The following is a 23,112-nucleotide window of genomic DNA, read 5'->3' as shown; positions in this document are numbered from 1 at the left end:
GTCGGGACTGCGCGTGCGCGCGAGTGGGGACGCGGCTGCGGCGCGCGTCAGCCCTTGACCTGGGCTGGCTGATAGAAGCAGTACCCGCTGTTGCGTAGCGTCTTGACTGGCAGCGTCTGCCCGCTCAGGGCTTCGACGCGGCGGCGCAATCGGCGCATTTGCGTGTCCAGCCGGCGTTGGTCGTATTCCAGATAGTCGGCACCCAGCGCCTCGACGATCTGGCGGCGGCTGATGTTTTCGCCGGGTTGGCTCATGAGGACATGCAGCACGGTCAGGTCCTGCTGCGACAGCGGCATGGCCTCGGCGCCGGGGATGTGCAGGCGGCGCGGGCCGATTTCCAGCAACCAGCTGGGAAGCGGCTGATCCTGACCCGGCTGGGGCAGCCCCAGGCGGCGCACCAGCGCGGCGAGTGTGGCGGCCAGTTCGTCCAGGTCGCAGCCCTTGCCCAGGTAGTGATCGGCGCCCATGGCAAGGCCCGAGATCCGGTCGCGGCCGGTCTGGCGCGCACTGAACACCACGATGCCGACCTGCTGGCCTTGCTGGCGCAGCCGCTGGATCAGGTCCAGGCCGCAACCGTCCGGCAGGCCGATGTCGATGACGGCAAGATGGTGGCGGCCGGGATCGAAGCGCTGGTCGAATTCCTGCAGGCTGGACACGCACGAAGGCGCGTACCCCAACTCTTCGAGGAACTCGCCGAGCTCCTGGCGCAGCACGGGTTCGTCTTCGAGCAGGATCACGTCGGGCATGGCGCGCCCGCGGAATGCAGCGTGAAGGGCTGGTGTAATCTGCCGGGTTGCACGGGAATGCTGCGTAAATTGCGATTGATGAAACGGGAATGTTACTCCAGGGCCACGCTGTGGCTGGCGCTGCTGGCCTGCCTCTTCGCAGGTCTTGTGGCCGCGGCCGGGCCGGCGCGCGCCGAGCCGCTGCGCCTGGATGGCCAGGAGCGCGTGCAGGATGCAAGCGGCCATCTTGAGCGGCTGATCGATCCCGATGGCGGGCTTGATGTCGCGCACGCGGCCGCCGCGGACGGCTGGACGGCGCTGCCGGGCAGCCTGAGCGCGGGGTTCACGCCCGCGACGATCTGGCTGCGCCTGCCCGTGCAGGTGGACAAGGTCATGCACGGCGGCTGGATGCTGCGCCTGAGCAATTCGCTGCTGGACGACGTGCGCATCTATGTGGGCCACGCCGGCGGCTGGACGATGCTGGGGCGCAGCGGCGAGGATCTGGCGCGGCGCAAGTGGCCGGTGGACTATCGCAGCCCCGTGATCCAGTTCAATCCATCGCAACCCGGCGCCTACGTCATCCTGGTGCGGCTTCAAAGCAAGAACGCGCTGGCGACGCGGCTGGAAGTCTGGCAGCGGCTGGCGTTCGACAACCAGTCGCGCCGCGAAGGCCTGCTGTTCGGGCTGTACTTCGGCTTTTACCTGCTCCTGATCTGCGCGCACGCCGCGTTCTGGCTGGTGACGCGCGCGCCCATGAGCGGCCTGTTCCTGGCCTACATCGGCAATTGCGTCTTCAACGAGGTGCTGTCGCTCGGGTTGGTGCAGCAGCTGACGGGCCTGCCCGTTGCCTGGAGCGACCGCTTGCTGGGCGTGGGCATTGCCGTCAGCCTGCCGGTGGCGCTGCGCGTCGCGTTCCGCCAGTTGAATCTGGAAGCGCTGTATCCGCGCGCCGTGCGCGGCCTTTACTGGCTGTTCTGGGGCATTGCCGCCGTGTGCTCGGCGCTGATCGTGACGGGGCATTATGGCGCCGGCATGCTGCCGATCCAGACGCTGGGGCTGCTGGTCATCATCGCGTTCATCATTCTGGGCGCGTACCTGCTCAAGCGGGGCTGGCGGCCGGCGCGCTTTTTCGCGCTGGCGTTTGGCGTGTTCTACGTGGGCGTGCTGATCGCGTTCCTGCGCAACCTGGGAGTGTTCCCGGTCAACGCCTTCACCGAGTACGTGTCCACGTTGGGCACGATGCTGCACATGCTGCTGCTCAGCCTGTTCATCGTGGGACGCTACGAGCGCCGGCGCCGCGTCCGGGAATTGCAGCAGGCCAACCTGGCGGCCGATCTGGCGCGCCAGCACAGCCATTGGCTGGAACGCGAAGTGGCCCTGCGCACAACAGAAATGCAGAGCGAGATCGAACGCCGGGTCGCGCTGGAAGGCGAACTGCGCACCTCGCTGGAAAAGGAACGGCAGATGTTCACCGAGCAGCGCGAATTCGTGGCGATGGTGTCGCACGAGTTCCGCACCCCGCTGGCGATCATCACGACGTCGGCCCAGCAATTGGGCCGCAACCTTGCCGCGCCGCTGGAAAAAAGCCTGGCGCGCTGCGCCAACATCCGCGATGCGGCCATGCGCCTGTTGGCGCTGGTGGACGAATACCTGACCGATGACCGCATGCGCGAGCCGCGCGCCGAACTGCGCCTGACCCGGTGCGACCTGCCCGCGCTGCTGCAGGATCTGGCAAGCGAGTATCCGCCGGGCAGGGTGCAGTGCGCCTACGAAACGCAGACCCGGACGCTTGACTGCGACGCGGGCCTGCTGCGGATCGCGCTGCGCAACCTGCTGGCCAATGCCGACCGGCATTGCGCCGAGGGCGGGACGGTCAGCGTGTCGGTGCGCGAGGACGGGGACCAGCTGCGCATTGCGGTTTCCAATCCCGGCAGCGCCATTCCGGCCGGAGAGCAAGAACGGCTGTTTCAGAAATACTATCGGGGGCAGAATGCCACCCGGCATCCGGGGGCGGGACTGGGGCTGTATCTGGTCAGTTCCATCGCAGCGCGGCTGGGCGGTTCGGTGGCACTGGAAGCGGCCGGGGGCGTCGAGCCGGTGCGCTTTTGCATTACGTTGCCTCACCTGCGAGCCGGCTGAAGCCGGCACTGCCGCGAATATTGCGACGTGCGCGGCAATTGTTGCGTAAATGCATCCATTCCGCGCCATCCTTCGCGGGCCGCCGACGGTTCAAACGGGGGAAAAGCGCCGTCTTTTGGGCCTATTTGCGGCTATTCCACGAGAAACGGCTGCAGCTATTACAAGTTGCTCAGATTCGCTCAGATTCCGTTTTGCAATGATCGGTACATTTCAGACACGAAATTTACATGGTCACTACAAAATGTCTCGCCGCTTTCCGCTTACTCGCCTCGCCGCTTTGCTTAGCCTGAGCCTGCCGTTTTCCGCCCCGTCGGCGCTTGCACAGCCCACCGACTACATCCTCCATGCGGGTAGTGTGCCCACCGTTGTCAACGTTGGGGATTACACCTCGATCAGCCTGGTCGGCGGCACGATCGTGGACGGCGACGTCGTGAACGATGGCTTGATGTGGCCGATGCGCTTCAGCCCCAATGGCGGCATCAAGGTGCAGGGATCGACCGTCAATGGCTCGATCATCAACCAGGCCGCCCGGCAACTGACCAGCAATCGCGCCGGTATCAGCATCTCGGCCGGCGCCATGGTCAAGGGCGACATCATCAACGAATATCGGATTTCGGGCGAGTACAGTTCGGGCGTCGGTATCGAAGTGATCACCTCGAGCACAGTGCTGGGCAAGATCATCAACAACGGAAGCATCGACGCGGGCATCGTTGTCTCGGACGGCACGGTCACCGGCGGCATCCTCAACAACGGCGTCATCAATCCCAAGATGGATGGCATTGCCCTTGACGTCGCCGGCGCCAGCGCGCCGATGACGATCGTCAACGGCGGCACGATCGCCGGCGACGTGATGCTTGGCACGTCCACCCTGGACATCACCGGCGGCACCATTACGGGTGGCGTCGTAGGCCCCGACGCCATCATGAACATCAATGGCGACTTCGGGGCAACCTCCAAGATCAGCGTCGGCCAGATCAACGTCGCGCCGGCCGCGACGCTGACGCTGAACGGCAACACCATGAAGGGCCTGGTGAACGTGAAGGGCACGCTGGCGGGTTCCGGCGAAGTCGGCCCGACGACCTTGGAGTCGGGTTCGACCCTGTCGCCCAACGCCGCGGCGCAGTCGAACCACATCTTCATGATGTCGATGTCGCCGGTTGTCGTCACCCCGCCGTCGCCGATCGGCACCATCACGGTGAATGGCGACCTGACCTTCAAGCCGGGCTCGACCTATCGCGTCGACGCCACCGCCGAGGGCAAGAGCGATCGCGTCAAGGTCACCGGCACGGCCAATCTGGCGGGCTCCGTGGTGCACGTGGGTTCGGGCGGCACGTACGCCGAATCGACGGCCTACACCATCCTGTCGGCCAACACCCTGAACGGCCACTTCGACAGCGCGACCAGCGACATGGCCTTCCTGCAACCGTCGCTCAGCCATCAAGGCAACCAGGTCGTGCTGACGCTCGACAAGAAGCAAGTGCCGACCGACCCGGATCCCAAGCCGACCGAGCCGACTCCCACGCCGACCGAACCGGCCCCCACGCCGACCGAACCGGCCCCCACGCCGACCGAGCCGGCTCCCACGCCGACCCAACCGGCCCCCACGCCCATCGGCAACGGCGGCACCCGCCCGATCGAATTCGCCGACCTGGCCGTGACCGGCAACCAGCGTGCGGCCGCGAACGCGTTGCAAAGCCTGCCCACGACCAGCTCGCTGTACACGCGGGTCCTGAACCTGCCCAACGGCGCCCCGGCCGGCGTGTTTGCCGACCTGTCCGGCGAATCGTTCGGCAGCAGCGTGTCGGCGATGCAGAACGTCAGCAACAACGTCGCCAGCCTGCCCACGGCACAGCTGCGCGCCAACATGAATGCCGGTTTCGTGGCCGGTCCCCCCACGGCGCAGGTCGGCCGTGGAGACGCCTCCATGCTGCCGCGCTCGAATGCGCAGCCGCTGTGGGCGCAGGCCTTCGGCAACTGGCGCACGATGGACGGCAACGGCGACGTCGCCAAGTCCCGTGAACGCGACGTCGGCATCTTTGTCGGTGGCGATCATGGCGTGGGCAACGGCTGGCGTCTGGGTGGCGCGTTCGGTTACACCGATAGCCGCATCACGGTGGACGACCGCTCGGCCAAGTCCGACGTGAACAGCTACAGCGCGATCCTGTACGGCGGCAAGTCGTTCGAAGCCGGCTCGGGCAAGATCAACTTCACGGCTGGCGTGGCCTACACGTGGCACGACATCGACAGCAAGCGCAACATCAACGCGGCGGGCCAGTATCAGGAGCTGAAGGCCGACTACAGCGCCAGCACCGGCCAGGTCTTCACCGACGTGGGCTACGCCATCCCGCTGAACGACCGCGTCACGCTCGAGCCGTTCTTTGGCGCGGACTTCAGCGACCTGCGCACCCGCGGCTTCTCGGAGTCGGGCGGTGACGCCGCGCTGAGCGGCAAGCGCAGCACGAACAACGTGGGCACCACCACGCTGGGCCTGCGCGCACAGACGACGTTCGACGTGAAGGACAACGCGGGCCGCCTGCGCGGCATGCTGGGCTGGCGCCATGCTTACGGCGACCTCAATCCGGAAGCCACGATGTCGTTCGACGGCAGCCAGCCGTTCACCGTCGCGGGCAACCCGCTGGCGCGTGACGCGGCGGTCATGGAAGTGGGCGTGGATCTGGCGATGAGCAAGAACGCGACGCTGGGTCTGGCGTACTCGGGCCAGTTCGGCGACGGCAACCGCCAGAACACCGGCACGGTCAACGTGAGCTGGCGCTTCTAAGGCGATTCGATTCTGATCGGATGCGAAGGCCGGCCTCTTGGAGGCCGGCCTTTTTTCGTGCGGGGCCCGTCTTCGCCCGGCAAGGTGTCAGGCGCCCGCGCCTCGGTGCAATACCGGGTGTCCGGCGGCATCGCGCTTCGATACACTGTTTGGCCACCCCTATAACGAGAACGCCATGAGACAGATGCTTCCGACCCTGGGCGCCGCCCTGTTGCTATCGCTGGTCGCGAACGCCGCCGCCGCGCAGCAATCCCCACCCCGCGATCCCTTCTTCTGGTTGGGAGAAATCAACAAGGCCACGGCGGTGATCAACACCGACGAGGGCCTGCTCGACAAGTCCATGGCGCCGCGAATCGCCGCCGGCGTGGCCAAGGTCATTAGCGACGGCAATCAGCCCGGCGCCAAGCGGCCGGCCACGGTCATCACCTTCGAGCCCCTGCTGATCAAGGCCGCTGGCGAGGATGTGACCCTGCTGCACGCGGGCCGTTCCAGCCAGGACATGCACGCCACCTATCGCAGCGCGATTCTGCGCGACAAGCTGCTGGAACTGGCCGACCAGTTGAACGCCACGTCGACCACGCTGGTGGAGCTGGCCGCCAAGCATGCGGGCACCATCGTTCCCAACTACACCAATGGCGTGGCCGCGCAGCCCAACAGTTACGGACATTACCTGCTGGGTCAGGCGGCAGGCCTGGCGCGCGATGCGCAGCGCATCCGCGAGGCCTACGTGCGCATCGACCGCTCGCCCATGGGCACAACCGTGCTGAACGGCACGAGCTGGCCGCTGGACCGCAAGCGCATGGCGCAATACCTGGGCTTCGAGGCGCTGGTCGACAACGCCTACGACGCCTCGCAGATCTCGTCCATGGACCAGCCGGTCGAGGTCGCGTCCATCGTCACCAGCATCGCGCTGCGTACCGGCAATTTCGTCGAAGACGTGATGACGCAGTATGCGCAGTCGCGTCCGTGGATCCTGCTGCAGGAAGGCGGCGGCAATACCTACGTGTCCAGCGCCATGCCGCAAAAGCGCAATCCGGGCCTGCTCAACGACACGCGCAGCGACGCCTCCACCGCGGTGACCCTGGCGATGGGACCCGTGCTGCAGACGCACAACATCACGCCGGGCATGAGCGATCCCAAGGACGTGAAGCAGAATTCCGCGATGGTCGACAGCGCGATCTCTGCGCTCAAGCGCTGGGACCGCGTGCTCAAGGCGATGGTCATCAGCCCGGACCGCGCGCTGGAAGAGCTGAACAGCGACTGGACGGCCTCGCAGGAACTGGCGGACGTGCTGATGCACAAATACAAGCTGCCATTCCGCGCGGGCCATCATTTTGCGTCCGAGGTGGTGTCGTACGCCAAGGCCAACAACATCAAGCCGTTGGATTTTCCGTACGAACAGGCGCGCCGCATCTATGCGGACGCCATGAAGGATTCCAAGTACGGCACGGACCTGCCGATGAGCGAAGCCGAGTTCCGCGCGACGCTGGATCCCGTGGCCATCGTGAAGAACCGCGCCACCAGCGGCGGCCCGCAGCCCAAGGAGATGGACCGCATGATCCAGGAGGCGCGCGAGCAGCTGGCCTCGCAGGACAAGTGGATCAAGGCGCGCCGCGCGCACATCCGCGATTCGCTGGCGGAACTGGACAAGCAGTTCGACGCGCTGGTGGCCAGCGCACCGAAGCCGTAGCGGCCAGCGAAATACGCCTGAGGCCGTTTCACGGGGGCGGCCCCACCTTGGCGGCCCCACCTAGACGGCTTCACCTAGGCGGCCCCGTCTCCCCCGCAGGCCTGCAGCACGCAGCCGCGCAGCCAGCGATGGGCGGCATCGCCGTCCATTCTGGGATGCCACAGCATCGACACCGTGAAGGGCGTCATCGAGAAGGGCAGCGCAAAGCTGCGCATGTCCGCGCGTAGCGCGGCAGTGTGCCTGTCCGGCACCGTGGCGATCAGGTTGGTGTCGCGCACTAGCGCAAGCGCTGTGGAAAAACCGCTGGCAATCGTGGCGACATGCCGCGCGCGGCCAGCCTGCGAAAGCGCCTCGTCGATCGGGCCGGATTCGCGCCCGCGGCGCGACACCAGAATGTGGCGGGCGTTCACGTAGCGCGTCAGCGTGACGTTGCCGCGGGCCAGCGGATGGCCCGCGCGCATGACCCCGATAAAACGATCCTGGAAAAGCGCGCGCGTGCGCAGCTCGGGACTGGCTGACTGGCCCACCACGCCGGTCTCCAGGTCCACGGCGCCGTCGCGCAGCGGCGCGCTGTCCTTGTCCAACTTCTGCAGGAAGCGCAGCCGCACGCCCGGCGCTTGCGTGTCGATGCGGGCCAGGAGGCGCGCGCCGAAGTTCTCCACGAAGCCGTCGGTGACGCGCAGGGTGAAGGTGCGCACAAGGGCCGCGGGATCCAGCGTTTCGGTGGGGCGCAGCACCGCCTGCGCGTCCCGGACGAGCCCGCCGACCTGCTCGCGCAGCGCCAGCGCACGGGGCGTGGGCACCAATCCGCGCCCGGCGCGCACCAGCAGCGGATCGCCCGTGACGTCGCGCAGCCGCGCCAGCGCGCGGCTCATGGCGGAGGGACTCAGGCGCAACCGGCGGGCGGCGCCGGCCACGCTGCCTTCCGCGAGCAGCGCGTCCAGGGTGATGAGAAGATTCAGATCGGGCGTGGACATGCGGCAAACGTAGCACGCCGGCGGCCGGCGCGCTGACATTTGGCATGGCGCCGCGTGCAGGTATTAGCTGCAAATGCTGCGCCTTCCGCCAGGTGATATTGCGGCCTACGCTGGTGTCCTGTCTCTTCCATTCAGGACGCCATCATGCCGATTTCCGATCCCTCGCCCTCCCAGCCCCGTCTGGCGCTACTGTGCTGCCTTTCACTGGCGATGCTGCTGTCTTCGCTGGGCACCAGCATCGCCAACGTCGGCCTGCCGGCATTCACGCTGGCATTCGGCGCGCCCTTCCAGTCGGTGCAGTGGGTCGTGCTGGCTTACCTGCTGGCCATCACGATTGCGGTGGTCAGCGCCGGGCGGCTGGGCGACCTGATCGGCCGCCGCCGTCTGATGCTGGCCGGGCTGGCGTGGTTTACCGCCGCGTCGGTGCTTTGCGGGGTGGCGCCCGGTTTGTGGACGCTGGTGGCCGCGCGCGCCGCGCAGGGCATGGCCGCGGCCGTGTTGATGACGCTTGCCATGGCCTTTGCCGGCGAGGCGGCGCCCAAGGGGCGGGCCGGCAGCGCCATGGGTCTGCTGGGCACGATGTCGGCGGCCGGCACCGCGCTCGGGCCGACGCTGGGCGGCGCCCTGATCGCCGGGGCGGGGTGGCGGGCGATCTTCCTGGTGAATCTGCCGCTGGGGCTGCTGGCGTTCTGGCTGGCCTGGCGGCACCTGCCTCGCGATGCGCAGCGTGCCGCGCATCAACCGGTTCGCTTCGACTGGCCGGGCAGCGTGCTGCTGGCGCTGACACTGGCCGCCTATGCGCTGTCCATGACGCTCGGGCGTGGCCGTTTTGGGGGGCTCAATGTCATTCTGCTGGCTGCGGCGGCGGGCGGCGCAGGCCTGTTCATGTGGGCGCAGGCGCGAACGGCGCAGCCGCTGGTGCGGCCGGCCATGATCGGCAACCCTTTGCTGGCGGGCGGCTTTGCGGCCAATGCGCTGGTCGCCACGGTGATGATGGCGACCTTGGTGGTGGGGCCGTTCTATCTGTCGGGAGCATTGGGGTTGAGCGCCGTGCAGGTCGGGCTGGCGATGTCCTGCGGTCCGCTCGTGGCGGCGCTGGCCGGCGTGCCGGCGGGCCGCTGCGTGGATCGTTTCGGCAGCCGGCCGATGACGTTGCTTTCGCTGGGCGCGGTGGGCGGCGCCTGCGCCGCGCTGCCGGCCGCCGCGCAGGCGTTCGGCGTGACGGGTTACGTCGCGGCGCTTGCCACGATGACGGCGGGGTATGCACTGTTCCAGGCAGCCAACAACACGGCGGTGATGGCGGCCGCAGGCGGCAGCGAACGCGGCGCCGTGTCGGGCATGCTGAACCTGTCGCGCAACCTGGGCCTGATCACGGGCGCCTCGGCAATGGGCGCGGTGTTTGCCGCGGGCGCCGGGGCCGCGTCATTGGCCGATGCGCCACCCGCCGCGCTGGCGGCCGGGCTGCGCGCGACGTTTGTTCTGGCCGCCGTGCTGTGCGGGCTGGCCATGGCCGCCGTCGCGGCAAGCAGCAAGCGGCTTGCCGCCGTCCAGCCGTAACGCAGTCCGGACAGGGCCGCCCGCCGCCGGCCGTCAGCGCATCATTCCGCCTTCAGGCCCGCCTGCACGATCAGCGGCTGCCACTTCAGCCGTTCGCTGCGGGCGAAGGCGGCCAGTTCGTCGGGCGTGCCGCCGCCGGGTTCGTGGCCCAGGTCCAGCAGCTTCTGCCGGACCTCCGGACGCGCGAGGATCTTGGTCAGGTCGTCGTTCAGCCGCTTCACGGCCGCGGGCGGCGTGCCCTTGGGCGCATACAGGCCGTTCCAGGCGATCACCTGGAAGCCGTCCAGCCCCTGCGCCGCCACGGAAGGCACGCCGGGCAGCAGGGCCGACTCCTTCAACGAGGTCACCGCCAGCGGACGCAACTTGCCGCTGGTGATGAACGAGCGCGCGGCGCTGACGGTGTCGATGCCGAGCTGCACCTGACCGCCCATCAGGTCGGTGGTGGCGGTGGCCGAACCCTTGTAGGGAATGCCCCGGATGCTGTTGACGCCCTGCTGTTTGAGCAGTTCGTAGACGAGGCGCGCGGTGGTGCTGGGCATGCCCACGTTGACGCTGTCGGGCTTGGCCTTGGACGCGTTGCGCAGGTCGGCCAGGCTGGCGTAGGGCGAGGACGGCGTGGTCAGCAGCACCATGGGAAACGAGCTGACCAGCATGACCGGCGTGAAGTCTTTCTCCGGGTCGAAGTTGGTGGACGCGTACATGTACTGGTTCAGCACGTGCGTGCCGTTGGTGCCCATCAGCAGCGTGTAGCCGTCGGGGGCGGCGCGCGCGACCTCGGAGGCGCCGATGTTGCCGCCAGCGCCCGGGCGGTTTTCCACGATGAACGGTTGGCCCAGGTCACGGGCCAGGTATTCGGCCAGGTAGCGGGCGGCGACGTCGGTGCCTTGGCCGGCCTGGTAGGGAACGATGATCTTGACGGGTTTGGAGGGATAGCTGTCGGCGGCCCAGGCAGGTTGCGCGAACAGCAGCGGCGCCGCGAGCGCGGCGATGAGGCGTATGGTCTTCATGGTGGTCTCCTCGCTTTTTATGGTGTGCTGCATGCGGGTGCGGCTAGGGCTTGGGAGGCGGCCATCGCGGCAGGATGCCCTGTTCCTGCAACGCCGCGATTTGTGAGTCGTCGAAGCCGGCCTCCCGCAGGACCTCGACGGTGTGTTGCGCATAGGCGGGCGGCGGGCGCTTGACGCGCGCGGGCGCCTGCGACAGCCGGACTGCCGGACCGATGCCGTGATAGCCATCGCGATCCACGCGCATGCCGCGATGCGCGGTGTGCGCCTGCGCAAAGGCTTCGGGCACGCTGTTGACCGGGCCCGCCGGTACGCCCAGCTGCATCAGCTCGGCGCACAGTTCGTCCCGTGAACGCGTCGCCAGCGCGTGCTCGATGGCGTCGCGCAATGCATCGCGGTGCGCCAGCCGCGACCGGTTGGTGGAAAAGCGCGGGTCGTCGGGCAATGCCGTCAGGCCGGCGTAGTCGCAGAAGCGGCGGAATTGGCGGTCGTTCACCACGCCCAGGAAGATCTCGCCATCGCGGCAGGCATAGCGGTCATACGGCGCGATGTTGGGATGCGCGCTGCCCAAGAGGCCGGGCGTTTGCTGCGTGTGCATCCAGTTGGCGGCGTGCGGCACCAGCAGGCTGAGCGCGGTGTCGAACAGCGTGACCTCGACCCGCTGGCCCAGGCCGGTGCGCGCCCGGTGGTAGAGCGCCAGCAGGATGCCGGACTGCGCGGTGTAGCTGGTCAGGTGGTCGACGATGGGTACGCCGATGCGGGTCGGGCCGCTGGCCGGTTCGCCGTTGATGCTCATCAGGCCGCACATGGCCTGCAGCACCGCGTCGTAGCCGGGCAGGCCGCCCAGCGGGCCGTCGTCGCCAAAGCCCGTGATGGCGCAGTAGATCAGCTGGGGAAAGCGGGGTTTGAGGTCCGCCTCAAAGTCCAGCCCCCATTTGGCCATCGTGCCGGGGATGAAGTTTTCGATCAGGACATCGGCATCGGCCAGCAGCGCAAAAAGCACGTCGCGGCCGGCGGGCCGGGACAGGTCCAGCCCGATGGCCCGTTTGCCGCGATTGACGGCGGTGAAGTAGGCCGCGTCGCCCGCTTCGTTGACCGGCGGCCCCAGGCTGCGGGTCTCGTCGCCGCCGGGCGGCTCGATCTTGATGACGTCTGCGCCCTGGTCCGCCAGCATTTGCGAGCACAGCGGACCGGCCAGGACGCGCGACAGGTCGATGACGCGCAGGCCGTCCAGCGCGCCCCGCGCGCGCGGCGCGGGGTTGGGTGCAGCTTGTTCCGATGAATCAGACATCGCCCACCTCGTCTGGGGGTTGCCGCCGGTCAGGCGCGGGTAGGCAATTCGACCACACCGGAGCCCAGTACGGACAGCTCGTCGTCCTGGTTGCGCGCTTCCTGTTCGATTTCCACCAGGTGCCGGCCGTCTTCCACATACTTGCGCACGACCTTGCCCTTGAAGAACAGCATGTCGCCCTCGGGATTGTGGCGGCGGATCTTGCACGTGGACTTGCGCAGGAACCCCGCGTCGCCCATCCAGTTGGTGAGGTGATGGGTCAGCCACGAGTTGCGCTCGGGACCGTAGTCGTAGGCGCCGGGCGCGCCGACTTCCAGCGCAAAGTCTTCTTCCCAGTGGACGCGCTCGGGCACGTCGGGAATGCCGAAGCGGTTGGTGATCCCCACGCCCGGATGCGCGTCGATGAGCTGCCACGCCAGCTTGTTGGCGCGGATGTACAGGCCGCCCCAGCCCTGCGCGAAGGCGATGAAGCCGGTCACCGTCATCGGGCCCTTGAACATCACGGGCAGTTCCTCGCCTTCCTTCACGTCTTCCCAGTAGCGCGGCGTGGCGCCGCGGACTTCTTCCTGGGCGTAGAGCTTGTAGGCTTCCTTGATTTCCTCGGGGCTGTAGCGGCGCGGCTCGCGTGCGCGGACTTCCGCGTACTTGCTGCCCTGTTCGCGCGCGTGGTCGCGTTCGGTGCGAAAGCACCAGCTGTCGGCCTCGGCGACCTTGTCGCCGTCCTGGTTGAAGAAGTCCACGTGATAGATCTGCTGCACGGCGCGGCCGGCAAAGCGCGTCTGGTGTTCGATCAGGTTCTTCAGGTGCGCTTCGGTGGAGATGGTGTCGTTGCGCTTGACGGTCTTGTGCCAGGTCCAGTCCGCGCCCGACCACATGGCGTGCACGCCCGGCAGCCCGCCCACGTAGCCCGACACGATGCGGCTGGTGGCAAAAAGGAAGCTGGGCAGCGCGATGATGCCGCCGTGCTGGGTCTTGGCCGCGTATTCCGGGTCCGTCCACAGGGGGTTGTCATCGCCGATGCCGTGGGCGTAGTGGCGGATGTTGTCGCGCGTGGCCTCGTAGCACCACGGTTCGGCGGTGGCGCCGATCTTCACGCCGATGCGTTCGCGCAGCTCGTCCAGCCCGCGTTCGGTGATCTTGGGAAAGCTGCGTTCGGTCTTGGTCTGGGTCAGCATGATGTCTCCTGGTTTTGAAGATGGCCTGTGCCGGACTGCCCTAGGCGTGGGCGGCCCCGGCGGGCGTGGTGTGGGCGGTCGCAAGCTCTTGCTCCCGCAATTTCCTGCGATGGATCTTTCCGGCGGGCGTCTTGGGCAGTTCGGCCACGAACACCACCTGGCGCGGATACTCGTGCTGCGCGAGGCGGCTGCGCACGGCGTCCTGGATTTCTTCCACGAAGGTGTCGTCGCCCTGGCGCGCCGACACCACGAAGGCCTTGACGACCTGGCCGCGCAGCGGGTCGGGCACGCCGATGGCGGCGGCCTCGGCCACGTCGCGGTGCTTGAGGATGGCGTCTTCGATCTCGACGGCGCTCATGGTCCAGCCGGCCGAGATGATGACGTCGTCGGCGCGGCCGCCGTGCCAGAAGTAGCCGTCTTCGTCCACGCGGCCCAGGTCCTTGGTGGCGACCCATGCGTCGCGGCGCCAGAGCTTGAGTTCGCCGGTTTCGCCGGGCGCGCAGGGCTGGCCGTTGGCGTCCTGGACCTCGACGCGCAATCCCGGCACGGGCTTGCCCAGCGAGCCGGCCTTGACGGTGAAGTCCGGCGCGCCGGGGTAATTGACCAGGCACACCCCGATCTCCGTCGTGCCGTACATGCTGCAGACCGGCCGGCCGAAAGTCGCTTCCACGAAGGCGGCGGTCTCGCTGTCGATGGGTTCGCCGGTGAAGGACACCTTGTCCAGGTGATAGCGGTAGCGCCCGGCCGCGCCGCTGTTGCGCATCATCCGGTAGTGGGTGGCGGCAGCCGATATGTTGTTGAAGCGGTGTTCCTGCAAGGCCTGCAGCAGGCGCTCGGCGTTGAACTTGCCGGCATACGCGCCGATGGTGACGCCCAAGGCCAGCGGCGCCAGCGTGCCGTGCCACAGCCCATGCCCCCAGGCGGGCGAGGACGGGCACATGTAGCGGTCGCCGGGGCGGATGCCGGTGCCGTACAGCGCGGCCAGCATCAGCGTGACCAGGGCGCGGTGGGTGTGCTTGACGGCGTCGGGCAGCTCGCGGGTCGTGCCGGACGTGTACTGGAAGATGGCCAGATCGTCGGCGCGCGTGCGGCATTCGTAGTGCGAAGGGTAGGCGGCCAGCGTGCCGAGAAACGCCTCGTCGGCGATGACGACACGCATGTCCTCGCCGCCCGCGGCCAGCGGCGCCTTCTCGGCATTGGTCACCAGCATGCGCGGCTGGCAGTCCTGCACGCGCAGCCGGATGCCGTCGGGGCCGAACAGCGTGAACAGCGGCACGGCGATCGCGCCCATCTTCATGGCGCCGAACATGGCCACGTAGAACGGCAGCGACGGTTCCAGCATGACGGCCACGCGGTCGCCCGGGCGGATGCCCTGTTCGGCCAGGTAGTGCGCAAAGCGCGAGGATTGCTCGGCGATCTGGCGGAACGTGTAGGTCTCGTCCCCGCCCGCCGCGCGCACCAGGATGATCGCCGGCTCGGTCTTATCCACGTGCCGATCGATGCATTCGTGCGCGATGTTCATGTGTTCGCGGTTGCCGTCGAAAAGCTCCCAGAGCTTGTCGGGGGCGCAAAGCGCCTGGGCGTCCGCATAGGAAAGGGTCTCGGTCAGCTTGGTCATTTCGTCGTACCTGTGTGGGTCGGCAACCTGTGGAACTCACTATGCGCGCCGCCAAATAAATTGTCAATGGCGTTTATGAATTGTATATGTACAATTAAAATGCGTTGGGGCGGACCCGCGACGTGGTCGCCGCACGGTATGCTTGCCGCAATAAAAACGGAGAAACCGATGAGTGAAACCAGTACCCCGGACCCCGCCGCCGCCGGCCCGCGCGTGCGGCCCGTGCCGGCCGTGACGCGATCGATCGCAATCCTGCGCCTGCTCGGGCGGGGCGGCGAGCCCATGACGCTCAAGGCCATCTCGCAGGAATTGGGCATGGTGACCAGCACCTGCCTGCACATTCTTCGCGTCCTGGTGGAAGAAGGCTTGGTCAAGGTCGATCCCGGCGCCAAGCGCTACAGCCTGGGCGTGGGCATGCTGACGCTGGCGCGCAGCGTGATCGAGAGCAATCCGTTTCCCGCGCTGGCCCAACCCGTGCTGGACCGGATCGCCAACGCGGCCAGCGTCACCGCGATCGGCGTCGAGGTGTCGGGCAGCGATCACATGGTCGTGCTGGCGTTGTCGCGGTCCAATGCGCCGTTCCGGCTGCACGTGGACGTGGGCAGCCGCTTTCCCGCGTTGATCAGCGCAACCGGCCGGCTCGTCGCGGCCTTTGCGGATTTGTCGGAAAAGGAACTGGAGCGGCGCTTCAAGGCCTTGCGCTGGGATCAGGCGCCCGAGTTTTCGGCCTGGAAAGCCGACGTGGACGCGGTGCGCCGCCAAGGCTACAGCGTGGACCGCAACAACTACATCAACGGCGTCGTCGTGATCGCGGTGCCCGTCTTCGACAGCCATCAGCGCCTGACGCATGCGCTGGTGGCCGCGGGATTGGCCGAACAGCTTGACGCGGCGCGCGTCGAATCGCTGGCGCGCGCGCTGCAGGACGAGTCGCGCGCGTTGTCGCAACTGATGGCCGCCAGGAGCTGAGCGCATGACCACGCAACCGGATGTCGAACCGCCCGTGCCGCAAGGGTGGCGCAAAAGAGGGCTTGCGGGCTTTGCGGGCCTGATCGGCCCGTTGTGGGTGCGCAAGGAGGACGAGGGCTGGGCGTACGGCCTCTTGGCCACCGCCGATCATCTGAATCCGGCTGGCGTGGTGCATGGCGGATTGCTGACGGCGTTGCTGGATCACGGCATCAGCGCGATCGCGTGGGAAGCGCTGGGCCGGCGCGCCTGCGTGACCGTGCAGCTGGACACGCATTTTCTGGCGGCGGCGCGCGAAGGCCAGTTTCTGGAAGTGCGCGGCCGCGTGGCGCGGGCGACGTCCTCGCTGGTGTTCATGCAAGGAGAGCTGAGCACGGACGGGCAGGTCGTTGCGACGGCCGTTGCCGTGCTCAAGCAGGTGGGGGCAGCGGCGGGCGATCCCGCGGCGGGCGCTCCCGCGGCGGGGGCCGCGGCGAAGTAAACCCCGCCCCGGATCCCGCCAGGCACGTCCGCGATCAGGCGGGCAGCGCGATCAGCCTGGCAGAACCCGCCGCTTCTTCCTCGCGCAGCTTGAACCGCGCCACCGCATCGGCCAGCACGCGCGCCTGGTCGCTCAGCATGCCGGACGCCGCCGTGGACTGTTCGACCAGCGCGGCATTTTGCTGCGTGGCCTGGTCCATGTCGGCGACCGAGCGGTCGATCTGACCCAGCCCCGTGCTCTGTTCGGCCATTGCGCCGTGGATCTCGCTCACCATCCGCTGCACACGGTTGATGCCGTCAACGATCTCGGTCATGGTCGAACCCGCGGCCTGCACGCGTTGCGTGCCGCTCTTGACGTTCTGGACGGACGCCTCGATCAGCGTCTTGATCTCCTGCGCAGACGCGGCGCTGCGCTGCGCCAGCGTGCGCACTTCACCGGCCACCACCGCAAAGCCGCGGCCTTGCTCGCCCGCGCGGGCGGCTTCGACCGCCGCGTTCAGCGCCAGGATGTTGGTCTGGAACGCGATGCCGTCGATCACGCGGATGATCTCGGTAATGCGCTGCGACGACTTCGAGATCTCGTCCATCGTGCTGACCGCGTCGTTGACCACCTGGCCGCCGCGGGCGGCGGCAGCGCTGGCTTCGTCGGCCAGGCGCGTCGCGTGCTCGGCGGTTTCCTCGGTCTGGCGCACGCTGGAGGCCAGTTCGGTCAGGGCCGAAGAGGTTTCCTCAAGCGAGGCGGCCGACGTTTCGGTGCGCTGCGACAGATCACGGTTGCCCATGTCGATCTCGCGCGTGGCGGCGCTCATCGAATGCACGCCGCTGCGCACTTCGCGCATGACGTGGGTGATCTTCTCCACGAACGCGTTAAACGAGGCGGAGATCTGCGCGACTTCGTCGTGGCCGACCACGGCCAGGCGGTGCGTCATGTCGCCGTCGCCCGAGCCGATGGTGTCCATGGCGTCGCGCACCGCGGACAGGCGCTTGAACGCCCGCGACGTGATCACGCTGGCGATGGTTACGGCGATCAGCGTCAGGACGACCAGCGAGATCAGCGTTGCGTGCAGCACCTGCGTCAGGCCGACCGTGGCTTCGGCCTTGTCCAGCGCCACGACCAGATACCAGTCGGTGCCGGGAACGCGGCGCGCCTTGAGCAGCTTTTGCGCGCCGTCCAGCATGATGTCGGCGGGGGCGGCGCCGTCGCGGGCCAGGGATGCCACGACATCGGCCGTCAACGCCGGGGAAATGTCGGTCGACGGCTTGAGCGCCAGCTTGTCGTTCAGGTGCGAAATCACCTGGCCGTCGGTCGCCACCACGAAGGCGCTGCTGGACGGCGTGGGGTGGATGGCCTTGATGATGTCCTTCACGCCATCGAGCGGCACGGCGCCGCTCAGCACGCCCGCCGTCTGGCCGTTGCGGATCATCGGCGCGGTGAATGCGACGTACAGCACGCCGGTGGTGGAATCGCCGTAAGGCTTGGTGACCGTCAGCTTGCCGGCGGCGACGGCGCTTTTGTACCAGGGGCGGGCCGTCGGATCGTAATCCGCCGCGGTCTTGGTGGTGGAAAAGAAGGTCTTGTCCGACCAGCCGATGGTGGTGATGGGAAAGCCATTGGTCTGGCCCATGAGCTGGGTCAGGCCGCGGGGATCGCCCTTTTCGACCACTTTCGCGGTGGCGTCCACCGCCTGCGCTTTGTCGGCCGACCAGCGCTCGATGGCGCTGGCGTTGCCCGAGGCCACGGCGTCCAACGTGGCGGCGATGGTGGACATCATGTTGTCGCGCACGATCTGGTAGGTGATGAGGCCGGAGAGCGTGAGGGCTCCCACCACCGTAAAGCAGGTAATAAGCAAAATGCGGTTGCGCAGCGACGTTATCTTCATGCTCGTGTACTGGATACGCCGGCGGGGAAGGCCGGCGGGTTGCAAGTCGGCCAGGAAACCCCCGGCCGCAACCCGCTAACGGCAGATGCAGGCGGCGACTTTAGGGGGCCGCGCCAGAACCCGAGCAATATCGTCGCGGCGGTTTCAGCCGGCTTTCAGCCCTCGCGCGGCACGTGCACCCGGCCTTCCATCAGCACCCGCGCGCTGCGGCTCATGATGGCCTTGGTCACTTTCCATTCGCCATCCACCAGCTGCGCCTGCGCGCCGACACGCAGCGTGCCCGACGGGTGGCCGAAGCAGACGTTGTCGCGCTCGCCGCCGCCCGCCGCCAGGTTCACCAGCGTGCCAGGCACCGCCGCTGCGGTGGCGATGGCCACGGACGCCGTGCCCATCATGGCGTGGTGCAGCTTGCCCATCGACAGGGCGCGCACCAGCACGTCGATGTCGCCCGAGCCGATTTTCTTGCCGCTGGAGGACACGTATTCCTTCGGGGAGGCAACAAAGGCCACCTTGGGCGTGTGCTGGCGGCCGGCCGCCTCGGCGATGTCCTTGATGAGTCCCATGCGCACGGCGCCGTGCGCGCGGATGGTCTCGAAGCGCGCCAGCGCGGCGGCATCGCCGTTGATGGCGTCCTGCAGTTCCGTGCCGCTGTAGCCCAGCGCGTCGGCTTCCAGAAAGATCGTGGGAATGCCGGAGTTGATCATCGTGGCCTTGAACGTGCCCACGCCCGGGACTTCCAGGTTGTCCACCAGGTTGCCCGTGGGGAACATGGAGCCGCCGTCGCCTTCCTCGGCCGGGTCCATGAATTCCAGGCGCACCTCGGCGGCCGGAAAGGTCACGCCGTCCAGTTCGAAGTCGCCGGTCTCCTGCACCGCGCCGCCGGTAATGGGCACGTGCGCGACGATGGTCTTCTGGATGTTGGCCTGCCAGATGCGCACGATGGCAATGCCGTCCTGCGGGATGCGGGCGGCGTCGACCAGGCCGTTGGTGATGGCAAAGGGACCGACCGCGGCAGACAGGTTGCCGCAGTTGCCGCTCCAGTCCACGAAGGGCTGGTCGATGGAGACCTGGCCGAAGAGGTAATCCACGTCATGGCCGGGGCGCGCGCTTTTGGCGACGATGACGGTCTTGCTGGTGCTGGAGGTGGCCGCGCCCATGCCGTCGATCTGCTTGCCGTAGGGGTCGGGGCTGCCGATCACGCGCAACAGCAGCGCGTCGCGCGCCGCGCCCGGCACGCGGGCCGATTCGGGCAGGTCGTCCAGCTTGAAGAACACGCCTTTGCTGGTGCCGCCGCGCATGTAGGTGGCGGCGATCTTGGTTTGGGGAGCATGTGACATGAAACGATCCTGAAGTATCGGAGTAGGGCGGCGGGCGATGCAACCGCCCGCCGGTCTTTACGGCGCGGGTCAGGCCAGCTTGCCGGCGTCCGACGCGGAAGCGGCTTCCAGGAAATCCTGGGCAAAGCGCTGCAGCACGCCGCCGGCTTCGTAGATGGACACTTCTTCGGCGGTGTCCAGCCGGCAGGTCACGGGCACCTGTTCGGTGCTGCCGTTGCGGCGGTGGATGACCAGCGTCAGGTCGGCGCGCGGCTTGCGCTCGCCAATGACGTCGTAACTTTCGGTGCCGTCCAGCGCCAGCGTCTTGCGGTTCACGCCCGGCTTGAATTCCAGCGGCAGCACGCCCATGCCGATGAGGTTGGTGCGGTGGATGCGCTCGAAGCCTTCGGCCACGATGGCTTCCACGCCGGCCAGGCGCACGCCCTTGGCGGCCCAGTCCCGCGACGAGCCCTGGCCGTAATCGGCGCCGGCCACGATGATGAGCGGCTGCTTGCGGTCCATGTAGGTCTCGATGGCTTCCCACATGCGCATGACCTGGCCTTCCGGCTCCACGCGCGCCAGCGAGCCTTGCTTCACGGTGCCGTCGGCGTTCTTCACCATTTCGTTGAAAAGCTTCGGGTTGGCGAAGGTGGCGCGCTGCGCGGTCAGGTGGTCGCCGCGGTGCGTGGCGTACGAGTTGAAGTCCTCTTCGGGCAGACCCATCTTGTGCAGGTATTCGCCCGCGGCGCTGTCCATCAGGATGGCGTTGGACGGCGACAGGTGGTCGGTGGTGATGTTGTCGCCCAGCACGGCCAGCGGCAGCATGCCGCGCAGCGTGCGTTCGCCGGCCAGCGCGCCTTCCCAGTACGGCGGACGGCGGATATACGTGCTTTGAGGACGCCAGTCGTACAGCGGGCTGACGGCGGTCTGGCGGTCGTCCTTGATGCCGAACATGGGGGCGTAGACCTTGCGGAACTGCTCGGGCTTGACCGCCGACTTGACCATCGCGTCGATCTCCTCGTCGCTGGGCCAGATGTCCTTCAGACGGATCTCGCGGCCATCGGCGGCCACGCCCAGCACGTCGCGTTCGATGTCGAAACGGATGGTGCCGGCAATCGCATAGGCCACGACCAGCGGCGGCGAGGCCAGGAAGGCCTGCTTGGCGTACGGGTGGATGCGGCCATCGAAGTTGCGGTTGCCGGACAGCACGGCGGTGGCATAGAGGTCGCGGTCGATGATTTCCTGCTGGATCTTCGGGTCCAGCGCGCCGGACATGCCGTTGCACGTGGTACAGGCAAACGCCACGACGCCAAAGCCCAGTCGTTCCAGTTCGTGCGTGAGGCCGGCTTCTTCCAGATAAAGCTGGACGGCCTTGGAGCCGGGCGCCAGCGAGCTCTTGACCCAGGGTTTGCGCGCGAGACCCGCGCGGTTGGCGTTGCGCGCCAAGAGGCCCGCGGCGATCACGTTGCGCGGGTTGCTGGTGTTGGTGCAGCTGGTGATGGCGGCGATGATGACGGCGCCGTCGGGCATCAGGCCAGGCTGGTTCTCGACCACGCCGGCGATGCCGCGCTCGGCCAGGTCGGACACCGGCAGGCGGCGGTGCGGGTTGGACGGGCCGGCCAGCGTGCGCACGACGGTAGACAGGTCAAAGCGCAGCACGCGCTCGTACTGCGCGGTCTTCAGGCTGTCGGACCACAGGCCGGCGGTCTTGGCGTAGTTTTCCACCAGCGCAATCTGCTCGTCCTCGCGGCCGGTCAGGCGCAGGTAGTCGATGGTCTGCTGGTCGATGGAAAACATCGCCGCGGTGGCGCCGTACTCGGGCGCCATGTTCGAGATGGTGGCGCGGTCGCCCAGCGTCAGGCTGGAGGCGCCTTCGCCGTAGAACTCCAGATACGCGCCCACCACCTTTTCCTTGCGCAGGAATTCGGTCAGCGTCAGCACGATGTCGGTGGCGGTGATGCCGGGCTGCGCGCGGCCGGACAGTTCGACGCCGACGATGTCGGGCAGGCGCATCCACGACGCGCGGCCCAGCATGACGTTTTCGGCTTCCAGGCCGCCCACGCCGATGGCGATGACGCCCAGTGCGTCCACGTGCGGCGTGTGGCTGTCGGTGCCGACCAGCGTGTCGGGGAAGGCCACGCCGTCCTGCGTGTAGATGACGGGCGACATCCGCTCCAGGTTGATCTGGTGCATGATGCCGTTGCCCGGCGGCACGACTTCGATGTTTTCGAAGGCCTGCTTGGTCCAGTCGATGAAATGGAAGCGGTCTTCGTTGCGGCGGTCTTCGACCGCGCGGTTCTTGGCAAAGGCGTCCGGGTCGTTGCCGTCGTATTCGACGGCCAGCGAGTGGTCCACGATCAGCTGCACCGGCACCACGGGATTGACCTTGGCCGGGTCGCCGCCCTTGTCGGCAATGGCGTCGCGCAGGCCCGCCAGGTCCACCAGCGCGGTCTGGCCCAGGATGTCATGACAGACCACGCGCGCCGGAAACCACGGAAAGTCCAGATCGCGGCGGCGTTCGATCAGCTGCTTGAGCGCGTCGGTCAGCAGCGCGGGGTCGCAGCGGCGCACCAGGTTTTCGGCCAGGACGCGGGACGTGTAGGGCAGGCCGTCATAGGCGCCGGGGGCAATGGCCTCCACGGCCGCGCGGGCGTCGAAGTAGTCCAGGCGGGTGCCGGGCAGGTTCTTGCGGTACGACTTGTTCATCATGCCTCCGTGCGCTGTTGGGTGCTTTGCGCGATCTGTTGTTCGATGTTGATGCGGGATGCGCGGATGTGCCGGCGCATCAGGAGTTCGGCCAGCTCGCCGTCGCCGTCGGCGATGGCGTCCAGAATGCGGTGATGCTCGGCGTAGGCCTGCCGCGGGCGATTGGGCGTCGTCGAATACTGGATGCGGTACATGCGCGCCAGCTGATAAAGCTCGTCGCACAGCATGCGAAACAGCATCTGGTTGCCGCTGCCCTTGACGATGCGGTAGTGGAAATCGTAATCCCCTTCCTGCTGGTAATAGCCCAGGCCGGCCTGGAAGGCTTCGTCGCGTTCGTGGGCTTCCAGCACGCCGCGCAGCTCGTCGATTTCCGACGGCGGCATGCGTTCGGCGGCCAGGCGGCAGGCGGTGCCTTCCAGCGATTCACGGATTTCGTAGAGTTCGATCAGTTCCTGGATCGACAGGGACACGACGCGCGCGCCGGCGTGCGGCACGCGCACCAGCAGCTTCTGGCCCTCCAGCCGGTGCAGGGCCTCGCGCAGCGGGCCGCGGCTGACGCCGTGGATGCGCGCCAGCTCGGGCTCGGAGATCTTGCTGCCCGGGGCGATCTCGCCCTTGACGATGGCGGACTGGATCTTGCGGAAGATGTGGTCCGACAGGGTTTCGCCGATGGGTTCGCCAGCGGGGGCGCCATCGGCCGCCTGCGCGCCCGGCAAGGTGAGCACTTTGCTCATGGTGTTGACAATTCGTTCCGTTAAAGGGGGTATTTTCGGAATAAAGCGCGATTGGCGCGCTGAATTGTCAACAATTTA

General features: G+C 67.5%; 16 protein-coding genes. 6 read left to right on the top strand and 10 right to left on the bottom strand.

From position 1 onward, the window contains the following. Positions 1-47: 47 nt before the first annotated feature. Positions 48-746, bottom strand: coding sequence for a response regulator transcription factor (locus QEP15_RS22540; RefSeq protein ID WP_152382677.1), 699 nt, complete (start codon positions 744-746; stop codon positions 48-50). A gap of 78 nt (positions 747-824) precedes the next feature. On the opposite strand from QEP15_RS22540, the gene QEP15_RS22535 reads away from it, so the two are divergent. The 3 genes from QEP15_RS22535 (at position 825) to QEP15_RS22525 (ending at position 7,333) form a co-directional block, all read left to right on the top strand. Then, entirely contained in the window at positions 825-2,864 is a 2,040-nt protein-coding gene (locus tag QEP15_RS22535) for a sensor histidine kinase (protein WP_152382676.1), read from the top strand. Between the two features lie 241 nt (positions 2,865-3,105). Beyond that, positions 3,106-5,643 carry an autotransporter family protein gene (locus QEP15_RS22530; RefSeq protein ID WP_175156138.1) on the top strand — a complete coding sequence of 846 codons (2,538 nt, stop codon included), beginning with the start codon at positions 3,106-3,108 and terminating at the stop codon, positions 5,641-5,643. A gap of 175 nt (positions 5,644-5,818) precedes the next feature. After that, a complete protein-coding gene (locus QEP15_RS22525) occupies positions 5,819-7,333 on the top strand; it encodes an argininosuccinate lyase (RefSeq protein WP_152382674.1) in 1,515 nt (504 codons plus the stop codon). 74 nt (positions 7,334-7,407) lie between these two features. Here the strand turns inward: QEP15_RS22525 and QEP15_RS22520 are convergent, their stop codons facing one another. Next, positions 7,408-8,310: a LysR family transcriptional regulator gene (locus tag QEP15_RS22520; protein WP_280148102.1), complete on the bottom strand. Its 903-nt coding sequence runs from the start codon at positions 8,308-8,310 to the stop codon at positions 7,408-7,410. 144 nt (positions 8,311-8,454) lie between these two features. Here QEP15_RS22520 and QEP15_RS22515 point away from each other — a divergent pair, with 144 nt between their 5' ends. Continuing rightward, positions 8,455-9,867, top strand: coding sequence for an MFS transporter (locus QEP15_RS22515; RefSeq protein WP_280148101.1), 1,413 nt, complete (start codon positions 8,455-8,457; stop codon positions 9,865-9,867). A gap of 41 nt (positions 9,868-9,908) precedes the next feature. Here the strand turns inward: QEP15_RS22515 and QEP15_RS22510 are convergent, their stop codons facing one another. From QEP15_RS22510 to QEP15_RS22495, 4 genes are read right to left on the bottom strand one after another with little or no spacing between them, the layout of a single operon-like run. Beyond that, positions 9,909-10,874, bottom strand: coding sequence for a Bug family tripartite tricarboxylate transporter substrate binding protein (locus QEP15_RS22510; RefSeq protein ID WP_152382672.1), 966 nt, complete (start codon positions 10,872-10,874; stop codon positions 9,909-9,911). Positions 10,875-10,917: 43 nt separating this feature from the next. Then, positions 10,918-12,162, bottom strand: coding sequence for a CaiB/BaiF CoA transferase family protein (locus QEP15_RS22505; protein WP_152382671.1), 1,245 nt, complete (start codon positions 12,160-12,162; stop codon positions 10,918-10,920). Between the two features lie 29 nt (positions 12,163-12,191). Further along, positions 12,192-13,337 (bottom strand): FAS1-like dehydratase domain-containing protein, encoded by a 1,146-nt coding sequence (locus QEP15_RS22500; protein ID WP_056325026.1) that lies wholly within the window; start codon positions 13,335-13,337, stop codon positions 12,192-12,194. 40 nt (positions 13,338-13,377) lie between these two features. Further along, positions 13,378-14,955 (bottom strand): acetate--CoA ligase, encoded by a 1,578-nt coding sequence (locus QEP15_RS22495; RefSeq protein WP_280148100.1) that lies wholly within the window; start codon positions 14,953-14,955, stop codon positions 13,378-13,380. A gap of 168 nt (positions 14,956-15,123) precedes the next feature. Between QEP15_RS22495 and QEP15_RS22490 the strand changes: the two genes are divergently transcribed. Together QEP15_RS22490 and QEP15_RS22485 are read left to right on the top strand one after the other, a co-directional pair. Further along, complete coding sequence (locus tag QEP15_RS22490; protein WP_081259812.1) at positions 15,124-15,921, top strand: IclR family transcriptional regulator; 798 nt, start codon at positions 15,124-15,126, stop codon at positions 15,919-15,921. A gap of 4 nt (positions 15,922-15,925) precedes the next feature. Further along, a complete protein-coding gene (locus QEP15_RS22485; RefSeq protein WP_280148099.1) occupies positions 15,926-16,399 on the top strand; it encodes a PaaI family thioesterase in 474 nt (157 codons plus the stop codon). Between the two features lie 34 nt (positions 16,400-16,433). Here QEP15_RS22485 and QEP15_RS22480 read toward each other — a convergent pair whose 3' ends face one another. The 4 genes from QEP15_RS22480 to QEP15_RS22465 all read right to left on the bottom strand — a co-directional run bounded on the left by QEP15_RS22480 (position 16,434) and on the right by QEP15_RS22465 (position 23,034). Next, positions 16,434-18,278: a methyl-accepting chemotaxis protein gene (locus QEP15_RS22480; protein ID WP_280148098.1), complete on the bottom strand. Its 1,845-nt coding sequence runs from the start codon at positions 18,276-18,278 to the stop codon at positions 16,434-16,436. 155 nt (positions 18,279-18,433) lie between these two features. Further along, positions 18,434-19,615: a 2-methylaconitate cis-trans isomerase PrpF gene (gene prpF, locus QEP15_RS22475; RefSeq protein ID WP_152382666.1), complete on the bottom strand. Its 1,182-nt coding sequence runs from the start codon at positions 19,613-19,615 to the stop codon at positions 18,434-18,436. Between the two features lie 69 nt (positions 19,616-19,684). Continuing rightward, a complete protein-coding gene (acnD, locus tag QEP15_RS22470) occupies positions 19,685-22,300 on the bottom strand; it encodes a Fe/S-dependent 2-methylisocitrate dehydratase AcnD (protein WP_175234703.1) in 2,616 nt (871 codons plus the stop codon). Continuing rightward, a complete protein-coding gene (locus tag QEP15_RS22465; protein ID WP_152382665.1) occupies positions 22,300-23,034 on the bottom strand; it encodes a GntR family transcriptional regulator in 735 nt (244 codons plus the stop codon). Before QEP15_RS22465 ends, acnD begins: the two co-directional genes overlap by 1 nt. Between the last annotated feature and the right edge of the window lie 78 nt (positions 23,035-23,112).

The sequence above is a fragment of the Achromobacter mucicolens genome (genome assembly GCF_029866465.1).
In the GTDB taxonomy this organism is placed as follows: domain Bacteria; phylum Pseudomonadota; class Gammaproteobacteria; order Burkholderiales; family Burkholderiaceae_B; genus Achromobacter; species Achromobacter mucicolens.
Note: the sequence above shows the minus strand (reverse complement) of the source record. Positions and strands in the feature narration are given on the sequence as shown.